This window comes from Streptomyces spiroverticillatus, assembly GCA_014650415.1.
Lineage (GTDB): Bacteria > Actinomycetota > Actinomycetes > Streptomycetales > Streptomycetaceae > Streptomyces > Streptomyces spiroverticillatus.
Map to the genome: position 1 here is coordinate 208,270 of BMUX01000005.1, position 13,685 is coordinate 221,954.

Consider the following 13,685-nt stretch of genomic DNA (forward strand, 5'->3'; position numbering starts at 1 on the left):
CCGCTGGCCCCAGCGTCGGCGCCCACATCCTGCGCGTCACTCTGCGTGTGGCCCTGCATGCCGCTTTGCGCGTCGCCTTGCACGCCACTCTGCGCGTCGACATGCCCGCCTTCCTGCGCATCGCCGTGCACGTCACTCTGCGCATCGCCTTGCCCTTTGGCCTGCGCATCGCCGACAACGACGTCCCGGCCGCCTCGCACGCCCGCATCGCGCGCACCGGCGCCGTGCACACAGTTGGTCTCGCCCGCATCCCGCGCACCGGCACCGGCACCAGCACCAGCACCAGCACCAGGCAGACCGTCGGCCGCGCCCACACCTCGCACACCAGCACCGTGCACACCGTTGGCCACGCCCACACCCCGCACACCGACACCAGGCAGACCGTCGGCCACGCCCGCACCCCGCGCACCTGCGCCGGGCACGCCCTCGGTCGTCCCTGCGTCCATGGGGCCGGCAGGACCGCCCACGCCCACGTCCTTCATGTCCGCGTTCCGCGCATCTGTCATGGTCGTCGCCCGCCTTTCGCGATCACCCTATGCGGGGCCGCGCGAGGCTTCGTACTCCTGTCACATCGCTGACACACAACTCCCCTAGCTTCAAAGGCATTCGACTGCATCAAACAAATTCTGATCCTCATCGGAAGGGCTCGCCGTGACCACCGTCGACCAGAACCAGCGCCGCCGCCGCGGCACGGGGCTCATCGCTCTCGACCCGGAGCACGCCTTCGCCGGGTACACCCTCTTCGCCCCGCTCACCGGCGGTGGGCAGGTCCACCTGATCGACCTGTACGGCACCGAGGTCCACACCTGGAAGCTGCCGTACCGGGCCGGCCGGCACGCGCGGATCCTGCCGGGCGGGCACCTCGCCCACAACGGCGTACTCCCGGACCAGGAAGCCCTGTTCCCCATGTGGCACAAGTACCGGGGCGGAGTCATGGGCGTGTACGCCCCGGACGGCACGCCCCTGCGCGAGCACCTCGACCCCCTCCAGCACCACGACGCCCACCACCTCGACGACGGCGGCATCCTCTACACCGCCCTCGAACCCCTGACCGGCGCGGACGCGGAAGCCGTGCGCGGCGGGGTGCCGGGCTCGGAGGCCCAGGGCGGGACGGTCTGGGCGGACACGATCGTCGAGGTCGACGCCGACGGCACCGAGCTGTGGTCCTGGCGGGCCGCCGAACACCTCGACCGCGAGGCGTACGCCCTGCACCCCGACTACGCGCGCGAGCACTGGCCCCTCATCAACTCCGTCACCCCGCTCTCCGACGGCAACATCCTGGCCAGCCTGCGCAGTTCCTCCGCCGTCATCGTCATCAGCCGCGAGACCGGCGAGGTCGTGTGGCGCACCGCCCCGGGCCAGGTCTCCCAACAGCACCACCCCACCGAGCTCCCGGACGGCCGCTTCCTCGTCTTCGACAACGGCGTCTTCCGCCCCGGCCACGACGTCCCGTACTCGCGCGTGATCGAGATCGACCGCGCGACGGGGGAGGTGGCCTGGGAGTACCACGACCCCGCCCGGGAGTCCTTCTTCGCCCCCTTCATGGGCTCGGCCCAACGCCTCCCCAACGGAAACACGCTGATCACGGACTCCCCCGCCGGCCGTCTCTTCGAGGTGACGGCGGACGGGCTGGTCGTCTGGGAGTACGTCGTCCCGTACTTCGGCGGCTACGAGGAGTCCGAGGTCCGCGGCCTCTTCCCGGCCGAACCGAACGCGGTCTTCCGCTCGTACCGCTACGCGGCGGAGGAACTGCCGTGGCTGGAGACGGACCGATGAGCGTGCCGCAGCCGGGGACGAAGCGGAGCGCTGGGGCAGGGGAGGTGGCGGAGCCCGTCACGGGTCCGGGCACGGAGCCGGGCGCGGGTTCGGTTGCGAAGCCGGTCACGGGTCCGGGCGCAAACCCGGGCGCGGGTCCGGTCGCGGAGCCGGTCACAGGGCCGGACGTGGAGCGGGGCGCAAAGCCCGTCACAGGGACCCTCACAGGGCCGGACGCGAAGGCAGGCGCGAGTTCGGTTGCGGAACCGGTCACAGGGCCGGGCGCAGGTTCGGGCGCAGGTTCGGGCGCAAAGCCCGTCACAAGACCGACCGCTAGGTCGACCACGGAGCCGAGCGCGAGGCCGGGCACGGAGGCCGCCGCGAAGCCGGGCGCGGACCCCGTCACAGCACCGGGCGCAAAGCCCGTCACAGGGCCGACCGTTAGGTCGACCACGGAGCCGGGCGCGAGGCCGGGCACGGAGCCAGACGCGAGGCCCGTCGCGAGGCCCGACGCCGAGCCGGGCGCGGAGGTCGACGAGTGGGTGCCCGTTGTGCGCCTGGTGCCGCTCGCGCTTCAGCATGTTCTGGCGATGGCTGCGGCGCCGATATCCACCGTGTTCCTGACCTCCGCCGCACTGCACCTCTCCCCCGCCCGCACCGCGTCGCTGCTCAGTGCCGTGCTCGTGCTCTGTGGGGCGGGGTCGCTGCTCCAGTCGCTCGGAGTGTGGAAGGTGGGGGCCCGGCTGCCGTTCGTGATGCTGCCGGGCGGGGCGGCGGCCGCGTTGTTCCTGCAGATCGCCGCTGATCACGGGCCTGCCGTGGCGACGGGGTCAGTGTTCCTCGCGGGGCTGCTCCTGCTGGCGGTGGTGCCGCTGTACGCGCGGATCGTACGGCTCTTCCCGCCCCTCGTCATGGGCGTGACCGTGCTGCTCATCGGCATCGCCATGGTGCGGGTGGCGGCGCAGCTGATCACCGGTCCGACGGGGCAGGCCCTCCCCAAGTCGGTCGTCCTCGCCGGTCTGACGGTCGGCGTCACGCTCGCCGCGTACCTGCTCCTGCGGGGTGTGTGGCGGCAGAGCGCGGTGCTGATCGGCATGACGGCGGGCACGGTGCTCGCGGTGACGACGGGGCTGGGTTCCTTCACCCCGGCGGCGGGCACGGGCTTCGCGCTGCCCTCCCTCTTCCCGTACGGCGCTCCCCGGTTCGACCTCCTCGCCGCCCTTCCCCTCCTCGTCTTCAGCCTCACCACCCTCGCGGAAATCACCGGCCAGACCGTCCTCAACAGCGAGACCTCGGGCCGCGAGGTCGCGCCGGGGCGGGACGTGCCGAAGGTGGCGCGGGCGGACGCGGTGATGTCGCTGCTGGGCGGGCTGTGGGGCACGTCCCTGATGGTCACGAGCTCCGAGAACATCGGCATCGGCCGGCTCACCGGGGTGCGCAGCCGTTACGTCACGGCCGCGGCCGGTGCCCTGCTGGTGGCCGTCGGCCTGCTGGCCCCGGTGTCGCGGGCGGTGGCGGGGATTCCGTCGGCGGTGGTGGGGGGTTCGGCGCTCGTCGTGTACGCGCTCATCGCGGTGATGGGCGTGCAGATGCTGGCCCGTGCCGACCTCGCGCAGCAGGGGCACTCGATGGTCGCGGCGCTCGCCCTGGCGGTCGGCCTGCTGCCGGTGGTGGCCCCGCAGCTGTACGCGGAGTTCCCGTCCTGGGTACGGACGGTGCTCGGCTCGGGCGTGGTCGCCGGAACCCTGACGGCGGTCCTCCTGCACGGGCTGGTGGCCTGGACGGGCTCCGGCCGGCCCCGGGAACGGATCCCGGCACGGGTCAGGTGACGGCCGGGGGCAGCTCAAGGGCCGCCTCCGCCCCGCCCTCCGGCGCGTTGGCGAAGACCAGCCGGGCGCCGAGCACCCTGGCCTGCCCGAGGGCGATGGTCAGCCCGAGCCCGTGCCCGTGCCCGGGGGCTCCCGTGCGGAAGCGTTGCGGTCCGGCGGCCAGCAGCCCGGCGGGAAATCCGGGGCCGTGGTCGCGTACGACGATCCGTGATCCGGTGACGGTGACGCTGACGGGGGCCGCACCGTGCCGGTGCGCGTTGGCGACGAGGTTGGTGACGATGCGCTCCACACGGCGCGGGTCGGTACGTACGACCTCCGTGTCCTCGACGACCACCTGCGTACTGCCACCGCCGTGCGGCCCTCGCCGGATCACGTCGGTGACCAGCTCGCCCAGGGGCACCTCGTCGAGCCTCGCCCGCTCCGCGCCGGCGTCGAGGCGGGAGATCTCCAGCAGGTCTTCGACCAGGCCGCGCAGCGTCGCCACCCGCTCGCGCACCAGCCCCGCCGCCTCGTCGTCCTCGGCGAGCAGTCCGGCCGAGGTGATCAGCCCCATCAAGGGGGTGCGCAGTTCGTGGGCCACGTCCGCGGTGAACTGCTTCTCCGCCTCCAGCCGTGCCTGAAGGGCTCCGGCCATGGCGTCCACCGCGTCGGACAACTCGGTGATCTCGTCACGGGCCCGGCCCCGGCGCCCGATGCGGGCGTCGAGATCGCCACCGGCGATCCTGCGTGCGGTGCGCGCCCCGTGGCGCAGCCGCCGGTTCATCGGCTCGGTGGCGAGCGCGGCGAGCGGGACGACGACGAGGAGCGCCGCCAGCACCGCCTTGACGATGCTCCGGTCCAGGAGTTGCAGGCTGCGCACCTCGGCGCTCATGTCGGTGCGTACGACGAGCACGCGATCCCCTTCGACCGGCACGGCGGCCCACAGCCAGTACCAGTTCGGCTCCTTCACGTCGTACCAGGTGGCGTAGGTGTCGGGCTGCCGCTCCGCCACGGCGCGTGCCAGCGGTCCGGGCAGCTCGTCCGGGGTCATGAGGGAGGCGGCCTCGGGCCTGACGCCCGTGCGCTGGAACTCCCTTTCCGCGGCGAGCAGTTGGGTGGCGACCCGGTCGTCCCCCGCTCGCTGTCCGTGCTCGGCCGTCGCCTCGTGGACGAGCAGCCCGACCACCGTGGCGACCGCGCAGCAGGCGGTCGCGGTCAGCAGCGCGACCTTCCAGCGCAGTGCGCGCAGGTTGAGGAATCCCATGGCCGCCGTCTCAGGTCCGCAGGAGCTTGTAGCCGAAGCCGCGCACGGTCTCGATGCGGTCGGCCCCGATCTTCTTCCGCAGCCGCACCACGGCCACGTCGACGACGCGGGTGTCGCCCTCCCAGCCGTAGTCCCAGACGTCGCTCAGCAGCCGCCGCCGGTCCAGCACGATGCCGGGATGCTCCGCGAACGCCAGGAGCAGCCGCAGTTCGGTGGGGGACAGCAGGACCGGCTCACCGCCTCGGCACACGTTCAGCCCGAGGAGGTCGATGGTCAGGTCGCCGAAGACGAGCGGCCCGTCCTGTGCCGCAGGGGCACCCGCGGCGGCCCCGTCGGCCCCCGGGGCCGGTGCCGGGTCCGGGCGGAAGGTGGCCCGGCGCAGCAGCGTGCGGATCCGTGCGACGAGGATCCCGATGTCGACGGGCTTGACGACGTAGTCGTCCGCCCCGGCCTCCAGCCCGGACACGACGTCGAGGGCGTCACCGCGCGCCGACATCATCAGTACCGGTACGAGGCTCTCCTCCCGGATGCGGCGGCACAGCCCGATGCCGTCCAGGTTCGGCAGCATCACGTCGAGGATCAGCAGGTCGTGCTGCCCGGCCCGGAAGGCGTCCAGCCCGTCGAGCCCGTCACCCGCGACCGTGACTTCGTACCCGTAGCGCTCCAGGGCCAGCTGGACCGAGCGCCGGATCACCGCGTCGTCCTCGACGACCAGGATCCTCACCGGAGCCGGAGCCGGAGCCGCTCCCGGACCCGGTGCCGGTGCCGGGAGGTGCGATGCAGACAAGAAGTCACCCTTTTCGAACGTTCATGCCGATTATTGATCGAATCAAACCGAATCGAATCGTAGCCGTACGCCGACGGCAGCGCCGTAGGTCACAGGCGCAGTGAGGTCGCCACCGGCAGGTGATCGCTGCCGGTGCCGGGCAGGGTCCATGCCGCCACGGGCGTCACCCCCTTCACCAGGATCTGGTCGATCCGCACCACCGGGAACGACGCGGGCCAGCTGAACCCGAATCCGTCCCCCGCCTCCTCCTGCGCCGACCGGAGGAGCCCCGTCAACGACCCGAGGGCCGAGTCGTCGACCGACCCGTTGAGGTCACCGGCCACCACCACCCGGGGCAGCTTTTCCGCCCGTACGGCGTCGGCCAGCTTCCCGGCCGCCTCGTTGCGCTGCGCCGTCGCGAATCCCCCGACCGGCAGGACCCGTACGGAGGCGAGATGTGCGACGTACAGCGCCACGGGCCCCTGCGGGGTGCCGACCGTGGCCCGCACGGCACGCGTCCACGGCATGATCTCCACCGGTTCCACGGCCGACAGCGGGTGTTTGCTCCACACCCCGATGCCTTCGCGCACCGCGAAGTAGGGGTAGGAGGACGCCAGTTCACGCTCGTACACCGGCGCGCTCCGGCGCGAGAGTTCCTCCAGCGCCAGCACGTCGGCGCCGGAAGCGGCCAGTGCCCGCGCGGTCCGGCCGGGGTCGGGGTTCTCCTCGCTGACGTTGTGGCTGACCACGGTCAGATTCCCGCCGTCGGCACGCCTGTCGCCGAGCGTGCCCGCGAACAGGGAGCACCAGACGACGGCAGGGATGAGCACGGCCACGGCCGCGAGCGCGGAACGCCGCACACCCGCGAGCACCGCAAGGCCCACCACGGCCACGCCGGACCAGGGCAGCACCGTCTGCCACAGACTGCCGAGATTGCCGAACCCGTTCGGCACCAGGGAGTGCGCCGCCATGAGCAGGGCGCAGAGAACGGCGGCGACGCCGACGACCCGCCCCCGCCGCCACCGGCCGGAAACCGTACGAGGCGGCTCGGCAGGCCGTACCACCGGCTCCACATCGCCAGGCTGTACCTCCGGCTCCACCAAGGTGCGCCCGTCCTCCACCGAGGTGCGCCCGTCAAGCCCGGCGCCGGCGCTCACGCCTGCCCCGCCAGAGCTCGCGGAAGCTGCTCCTGGAGGGCGTCGAGCAGCCGCCCGCTGCTCTCCAGCGCGGCCCGGCGCCCCTCGGCGGGCGTGGTTCCCGCGCGCTGGCCCAGCACCACCCCGTACACCAGCCGTCGCTTCGTGCCCTCGGGGACTTCGGCGGCCCACATCAGGTTGCCGCCCGCCGGGGTGCTGGAACCGGTCTTCAGCCCGATCACACCGGGCCGTGCGAGCAGTTCGTTGGTGTTCCGCACCGGCTCGGTCCGCCCCGGAACGACCGTGCTGCGCAGCGCCACGGTCGCCCGCAGCGCCGGGTCCTTCATGGCCTCGCGGGCCAGTTTCAGCTGGTCGGCCGCGGTCGACAGGGTGGTGGCCTCGATGCCGCTGGCCCCGGTGTACGTCGTGTCGGTCATCCCCAGCCGGGCGGCCGCCGCGTTCATCTTGGCGACGAAGCGCGCCTCGCTGCCCGCGTCCCAACGGGCCAGCAGGCGGGCCACGTTGTTGGCCGACGGCAGCAGCATCAGCTCCAACAGCTTGCGCTGGGACAGCCGTTGGCCCTCGACGACGGCGGCGGTGGACTCGCTCAGCGAGTGCGACTCGGCCGCGGCCTGCGCGTCCACCTCGACCGTGGGCCCGTCCTGGCCGCCCCTGAGCGGGTGGTCCTTCAGGATCACGTACGCGGTCATCACCTTGGTGACGCTGGCGATCGGCACCGCGCGCCGTGGACCGGTGCCTCCGATGTCACCGATCCGCTCCACCGCGACGGCCGCCTGGCCCTCGCCGGGCCACGGCAGGTCGAGTTCGGCGGCCACCGCGGGCAGCCGCCCCGTACCCCCTCCGCCCGCGGGGACCAGCCAGGCGCCGACACCGCCGACCAGCAGCACCGCCACCGGGCCCCACAGCAGGCCCGGCCGCCCGCGCCGGAGCCTTCCGTACGCGACCAGGCCATATCGCTTCGTAAGTGTCCACACAGCAGCGGCCTCCCAGAGCCTGCACATGTACTCCGGCCATCGGGTACGTGCACAGGCTGGGCGACCACCGCTGCCGGCCGGTCAGGGCGGGACTTCGGCAGCCGCACGGCTGTGTTGCAGTTGCGTTTCAGGGAGGGGAGGCATCCCCCTTCACGCCCTGACCCTCTTCTGCGCCGCACGCGCCACGCCCCGCGACTTCCGCTGCGCCGTGCGCACAGTGCGCGCCCGGGCCGCCTCCGCGCGACGGGCCGTCAACTCCGCCCGGTGGCCGGCACGGTGCGTCACCCGCCGCCCCTTCGTCGCCGACCTGCGCGCCCGCCACGCCACCGACGGCTTGCCGTGCGTGTCGGCGGCGGTGATCAGCAGCCCGCCCACCAGTGACATGTTCTTGAGGAAGTGGTTGCGCTGCTCCGCCTTCGCCTCCGGGTCCTTCTCCTCCCAGAAGCGGTGCCCGGCGAGCGTGGTCGGCACCAGCGTCCCGGCGAGGGCCAGTGCGGCGAGGCGCGGGAAGCGGCCCACGGCGAGCAGTGCGCCCGCGCCGACCTGCACCGCGCCGTTGATCCGTACGAGCTTCTCGGGGTCCGTCGGCAGCTTCGGTATGCGCCGCCCCACCGGAACCGCCACGGGTTCGGCCTCGGGGGCCACCTTCTCCGGGTGCCGGAGCGTGCCGATGCCGCCGCTGATGAACGTCGAAGCCAGCAAGGGCCTTGCGATCCTCCTGATGAGTGCCATGCGGCGCGGGTTCCCCGCCCTGCCGCCCGACATGCACCGAACGCGCGCTTCCGCAACAGGTGCGCCGTGAGCGAACCCCCTGGGCATCCGGCCCGGACCGGGTGTTGCCTGTGGGGCATGGAGATCTTGGTTCTGGGTGGAACGGCATGGCTGGGCCGGGAGTTGTCCCGGCAGGCGATCGAGCGCGGGCACGCGGTGACGTGCCTGGCGCGCGGCGAGAGCGGCGAGGTGGCGCAGGGGTCGCGGCTGGTGGTGGCCGACCGGTCGGCCCCGGACGCGTACGCGGGCCTGCTCGACCGCGAGTGGGACGCGGTGCTGGAGGTGTCCCGGCAGCCCGGTTTCGTACGGGACGCGCTCGACGCGCTGAAGACGCGGGCCCGGCACTGGACGTTCGTCTCGTCGGTCAGCGCGTACGCGACGCACGACGAGCACGGCGCCGACGAGTCCGCCGCCCTGCTCCCGCCGACCCCGCCGGAGGTGCGCGAGGCGGCGCCCGAGCAGTACGGCGAGGCGAAGTCGGCCTGCGAGCAGGCGTCCACGGCGGCCGTGGGCGACCGCCTGCTGATCGCGCGGGCGGGCCTGATCGGCGGCCCCGGCGACCACAGCGGGCGTTCCGGCTACTGGGCGGCCCGCGCCGCCCGCGCCCCCGAGGACCCGCTGCTGGTCCCGGACGAGCCCGCCCTGCCGACGCAGGTGGTCGACGCGCGCGACCTGTGCGCGTGGCTGCTGGACTGTGCGGAGAAGGGCACGACGGGTACGTACAACGCGGTGGGCCCGGTCCTCCCGCTGGCGGAGTGGATCGAGCTGTCGCGGGCGGCGGGCGGGCACACCGGCCCGGTGGTCAGCGCCTCCTCGGCCTGGCTGCGCGAGCAGGGCGTGGTGGAGTTCATGGGCCCGGAGTCGCTGGCGATGTGGATCGTGGAGCCCGGCTGGCAGGCCTTCACCGACCGCAGCGGCGCCGCCGCGCTGGCCGCCGGTCTGCGGCACCGCCCGCGCGCGGAGATGGTCGCCGACACCCTCCGCTGGGAGCGCGAGCAGGGCCTCGACCGCGAGCGACGCGCCGGGCTGAGCGCGGCCCGCGAACAGCAGCTGATCGAAGCCCTCGGCTGACAGGGACCCGGACAGCACAAAGGCAGGGAGATCACTCTCCCCGCCTGTCTCAAGGTATACCCCACCGGGGGTCTTGCCACAAGGCCCCCGGAATGCCGCAGAATCATCCGCCGAGGCCACCACCTGCGGAAATGAGAGCGGCACACATGAGCCAGCAGTACGTACGGGAACTCCGCGAGACCAACGGCACGCAGATCGAGTCCGTCGGCGGCAAGGGCGCCCACCTGGGCACCCTGTCGCACATCGAGGGCGTCCGCGTGCCGGACGGCTTCTGCGTGACGACCGACGCCTACCAGCACGTCGTCGCCCAGGCCCCGCCCGTCCTCGCCCTGCTGGACGAGCTGGCCCGGGTGCCCGCCGACGACCAGGAGTCCGTACGGAGCCTCAGCACCCGGATCCGCCGCGCCGTCGAGGAGCTCCCCCTCCCCCCTTCCCTCGCCGGGGAGATCACCCGCGCCGTCGCCCGGCACGGTGAGGCTGACGCCTACGCGGTCCGCTCCAGCGCGACGGCGGAGGACCTGCCCACCGCGTCCTTCGCCGGCCAGCAGGACACGTACCTCAACGTCGTGGGCGCGGACGAGGTCCTGCGGCACGTGAGCCGCTGCTGGGCGTCGCTCTTCACCGAGCGGGCCGTGGCGTACCGCAGGCACCAGGGCATCGACCACCGGACGGTGCACATGGCGGTGGTCGTGCAGCGGATGGTCTTCCCGCAGTCCTCCGGCATCCTCTTCACCGCCGACCCGGTCACCGGCAACCGCCGGACCGCCACCGTGGACGCCGGTTTCGGCCTGGGCGAAGCGCTGGTGTCGGGATTGGTCAACCCGGACGTCTTCGCCGTACGGGACGGGCAGGTCGTCAGCCGTACGATCGCCGCCAAGCAGCGCGCGATCGAACCGCTGCCGGGCGGCGGCACGCGCGAGGTGACGCTCGACGCGGGGCGGCAGGAGCAGCCCGCGCTCACCGACGAGCAGGCCGTACGCCTCGTTGAGCTGGGCCGCCGTATCGAGGCGCACTTCGGGCGCCCGCAGGACATCGAGTGGTGCCTGGTCGACGACGCCTTCCAGATCGTCCAGAGCCGCCCGATCACGACGCTCTTCCCGGTCCCGGAGGCCGCCGACGAGGACAACCACGTGTACGTGTCCGTCGGCCACCAGCAGATGATGACCGACGCGATGAAGCCCCTGGGCTGGTCCATGTGGCAGCGCACGGCGATGGCGCAGATGCAGGTGGCGGGCGGCCGGCTGTTCGTCGACGTCACCGCGCGCCTGGGGATTCCCTCGGTCCGCGCCGGGCTCCTGGACCTGTTGGGGAAGGGCGACCCGCTGGTCCGGGACGCGCTGGAGACCGTACTGGAACAGGAGAATTTCGTACGGGAACTGCCTGAGCCCGCACCGGCCCCGCGTTCGGCGGGGCACGCCGCGCCCGAGCCGCTCGGGAACGCCCCGGAGGTCGTCACGGCACTGATCGCGCGCAGTGAGGCGTCCGTCGCCGCGCTGGAGGAGGCCGTGCGCACGAAGACGGGGCCGGAGCTCTTCGACTTCCTGGACGGGGCCTTCGAGGAGCACAAGCGGGTGCTCGGCGACCCGCTGAGCATGCAGGCGATCATGGCGAGCCACGAGGCGACGTGGTGGCTCAACGAGAAGCTGGAGGAGTGGCTCGGCGAGAAGAACTCCACCGACACGCTCACCCTCTCCGCCCCCGACAACATCACCTCCGAGATGGGTCTCGACCTGCTCGACGTCGCGGACGTGATCCGTCCGCACGCGGAGGTGGTGGAGTACCTGCGCGAGGTCTCCGGCGACGACGTCCCGTTCCTGGACGGGCTGGCGAAGGTGCCGGGCGGGGCCGAGGCGCGCGACGCGATCGAGAAATACCTCGACCGGTACGGGATGCGCTGCGTCGGCGAGATCGACATCACGCGCCCGCGCTGGAGCGAGCGCCCGAGCACGCTGGTGCCGGTGATGCTCGACAACGTGCGGAACTTCGGACCGGGCGCGGCGGCGCAGCGTTTCGAGGAGGGAAGGCTGCGCGCGGAGCGCAAGGCCGACGAGGTGGTGGCGCGGCTGCGGGAGCTGCCGGACGGGGAGGCGAAGGCCGCCGAGACCCGGCACATGATCGAGCGGGTGCGGACCTTCATCGGCTACCGGGAGTACCCGAAGTACGGGATCGTCTGCCGCTACTTCGCCTACAAGCGGGCCCTGCTCGCGGAGGCGGAACGCCTGGCGGCGGCAGGGGTGCTGGTGGAGGCGGAGGACGTCTTCTTCCTCACGTACGAGGAGTTCCGCGAGGTCGCCCGCTCCGGTCGGGCGGACCGGGAGCTGGTCCTGCGGCGCAGGGAGGACTTCCGTACGTACGAGTCCCTGACCCCGCCCCGGGTGCTGACCTCGGACGGCGAGGCGCTCAGCGGCTCCTACCGGCGCGACGACGTGCCGGAGGGCGCGCTGACCGGTCTCGCGGTGTCGGCGGGGACGGTGGAGGGGCGGGCCCGCGTGGTGCTGGATCTGGCGGACGCCGACCTGGAGGCGGGCGACATCCTGGTGACGTCGTTCACGGACCCGAGCTGGTCACCGCTGTTCGTCGGCATCGCGGGCCTGGTGACGGAGGTGGGCGGCCTGATGACGCACGGTGCGGTGATCGCCCGGGAGTACGGGCTGCCGGCGGTGGTGGGCGTGGAGCGGGCGACGCGGCTGATCAGGGACGGGCAGCGGATCCGCATCCACGGCACCGACGGCTTCGTCGAGTTCCTGGACTGACCGGCACTCGCTCTGGCGCCCGCCCCTTGGCTCAGGCTGCGGGGCGGGCGTACCGGCGGATGCGGTAGCGCAGCCCGGACGTGGAGGTCTGCCAGTCGCCGTCCGTGGCAACCTGCCAGGTCCCGTCCGGCACGGGCGCGTACGTGTCGCCCTCGACCGGCGAGTCGACCTCGGTCACTGCGAGGACGGTGGCGTGGTCCAGGGCGGCCCGGTAGATCTCGCCGCCGCCGATCACCCACACCTCGCCGGTCTCCGAGGCCTTCGCCGCGAGTTCCAGCGCCTCGGTGACGGACCCGGCGCGCTCGGCGCCGTCGGCCGACCACTGCGGGTCACGTGTGACGACGACGTTGTGCCTGCCGGTCAGCGGCCGGAAGCGCGGGGGCAGCGAGTCCCAGGTCTTGCGGCCCATGACGACGGGGTGGCCGAGGGTGGTGGCCTTGAAGTGGGCCATGTCCTCGGGCAGCCGCCACGGGATGGCGTTGCCCGCACCGATCACGCCGGCGGTGGTCTGCGCCCAGATGAGCCCGATCTGCGTGCTCATACGGCGACCGGAGCCTTGATCGCCGGGTGGTGCTTGTAGTCGACGACCTCGACGTCCTCGAAGGCGTAGTCGAAGAGCGAGTCGGCCTTGTGCAGGCGCAGCTCGGGGAAGTCGAAGGGGGTGCGCGAGAGCTGCTCGGTGACCTGCTCGACGTGGTTGTCGTAGATGTGGCAGTCGCCGCCGGTCCAGATGAAGTCGCCGGGCTCCAGGCCGACCTGCTGGGCGACCATGTGCGTGAGCAGGGCGTAGCTGGCGATGTTGAACGGGACGCCGAGGAAGAGGTCCGCGCTGCGCTGGTAGAGCTGGCAGGAGAGCTTGCCGTCGGCGACGTAGAACTGGAAGAAGGCGTGGCACGGGGCGAGCGCCATCTTGTCCAGCTCGGCGACGTTCCAGGCGGAGACGATCATCCGGCGGGAGTCCGGGTCGTTGCGCAGCGTGTCCAGGACACCGCTGATCTGGTCGATGTGCGCACCGTCCGGGGTGGGCCAGGAGCGCCACTGGACGCCGTAGACGGGGCCGAGGTCGCCGTCGGCGTCGGCCCACTCGTCCCAGATGGTGACCTTGTTGTCGCGCAGCCAGCCGATGTTGGAGTCGCCGCGCAGGAACCACAGCAGCTCGTACACGATCGACCGCAGGTGCACCTTCTTGGTGGTGACCAGCGGGAACCCCTGCGAGAGGTCGTACCGCAGCTGGTGCCCGAAGACACTCCGGGTACCGGTGCCCGTCCGGTCGGCCTTGGGCGTACCGGAGGTGAGGGTGAGCTTCAACAGGTCTTCGTACTGGGTGTCCGTCACAGCCGTCGAGTCTACTGACTGCTCACCCGTG

The 13,685-nt window shown here is 72.5% G+C and carries 12 protein-coding genes; 5 read left to right on the forward strand and 7 right to left on the reverse strand.

Going from position 1 to position 13,685, the window contains the following annotated elements:
- Positions 1 to 47: 47 nt before the first annotated feature.
- The 3 genes from IE269_RS15485 to IE269_RS15495 all read left to right on the forward strand — a co-directional run bounded on the left by IE269_RS15485 (position 48) and on the right by IE269_RS15495 (position 3,584).
- On the forward strand, positions 48 to 578 hold the full coding sequence (locus tag IE269_RS15485) for a hypothetical protein (protein ID WP_189823904.1): 531 nt from the start codon (positions 48 to 50) through the stop codon (positions 576 to 578).
- A 73-nt stretch (positions 579 to 651) separates the two neighbouring features.
- Positions 652 to 1,776: an aryl-sulfate sulfotransferase gene (locus IE269_RS15490; protein ID WP_189823526.1), complete on the forward strand. Its 1,125-nt coding sequence runs from the start codon at positions 652 to 654 to the stop codon at positions 1,774 to 1,776.
- A 569-nt stretch (positions 1,777 to 2,345) separates the two neighbouring features.
- A complete protein-coding gene (locus IE269_RS15495) occupies positions 2,346 to 3,584 on the forward strand; it encodes a uracil-xanthine permease family protein (protein WP_189823527.1) in 1,239 nt (412 codons plus the stop codon).
- Here IE269_RS15495 and IE269_RS15500 read toward each other — a convergent pair.
- From IE269_RS15500 to IE269_RS15520, 5 genes are all read right to left on the reverse strand, one after another.
- On the reverse strand, positions 3,577 to 4,827 hold the full coding sequence (locus tag IE269_RS15500; protein WP_189823528.1) for a sensor histidine kinase: 1,251 nt from the start codon (positions 4,825 to 4,827) through the stop codon (positions 3,577 to 3,579). The genes IE269_RS15495 and IE269_RS15500 overlap by 8 nt on opposite strands.
- A gap of 10 nt (positions 4,828 to 4,837) precedes the next feature.
- Positions 4,838 to 5,614, reverse strand: coding sequence for a two-component system response regulator CseB (gene cseB / locus IE269_RS15505; RefSeq protein ID WP_308436947.1), 777 nt, complete (start codon positions 5,612 to 5,614; stop codon positions 4,838 to 4,840).
- Between the two features lie 89 nt (positions 5,615 to 5,703).
- Positions 5,704 to 6,657 carry an endonuclease/exonuclease/phosphatase family protein gene (locus tag IE269_RS15510; protein ID WP_229897783.1) on the reverse strand — a complete coding sequence of 318 codons (954 nt, stop codon included), beginning with the start codon at positions 6,655 to 6,657 and terminating at the stop codon, positions 5,704 to 5,706.
- An 89-nt stretch (positions 6,658 to 6,746) separates the two neighbouring features.
- Positions 6,747 to 7,724, reverse strand: coding sequence for a D-alanyl-D-alanine carboxypeptidase family protein (locus IE269_RS15515; RefSeq protein WP_438817558.1), 978 nt, complete (start codon positions 7,722 to 7,724; stop codon positions 6,747 to 6,749).
- Between the two features lie 150 nt (positions 7,725 to 7,874).
- Positions 7,875 to 8,456 carry a DoxX family protein gene (locus IE269_RS15520; RefSeq protein WP_189823530.1) on the reverse strand — a complete coding sequence of 194 codons (582 nt, stop codon included), beginning with the start codon at positions 8,454 to 8,456 and terminating at the stop codon, positions 7,875 to 7,877.
- 117 nt (positions 8,457 to 8,573) lie between these two features.
- Between IE269_RS15520 and IE269_RS15525 the strand changes: the two genes are divergently transcribed.
- Positions 8,574 to 9,566: a Rossmann-fold NAD(P)-binding domain-containing protein gene (locus IE269_RS15525; RefSeq protein ID WP_189823531.1), complete on the forward strand. Its 993-nt coding sequence runs from the start codon at positions 8,574 to 8,576 to the stop codon at positions 9,564 to 9,566.
- Positions 9,567 to 9,712: 146 nt separating this feature from the next.
- A complete protein-coding gene (gene rph, locus IE269_RS15530) occupies positions 9,713 to 12,319 on the forward strand; it encodes a rifamycin-inactivating phosphotransferase (protein ID WP_189823532.1) in 2,607 nt (868 codons plus the stop codon).
- 31 nt (positions 12,320 to 12,350) lie between these two features.
- On the opposite strand, the gene IE269_RS15535 is transcribed toward rph, so the two are convergent.
- Complete coding sequence (locus IE269_RS15535; protein WP_189823533.1) at positions 12,351 to 12,860, reverse strand: dihydrofolate reductase; 510 nt, start codon at positions 12,858 to 12,860, stop codon at positions 12,351 to 12,353.
- Positions 12,857 to 13,654, reverse strand: coding sequence for a thymidylate synthase (locus IE269_RS15540; protein WP_189823534.1), 798 nt, complete (start codon positions 13,652 to 13,654; stop codon positions 12,857 to 12,859). Before IE269_RS15540 ends, IE269_RS15535 begins: the two co-directional genes overlap by 4 nt.
- Positions 13,655 to 13,685 lie beyond the last annotated feature (31 nt).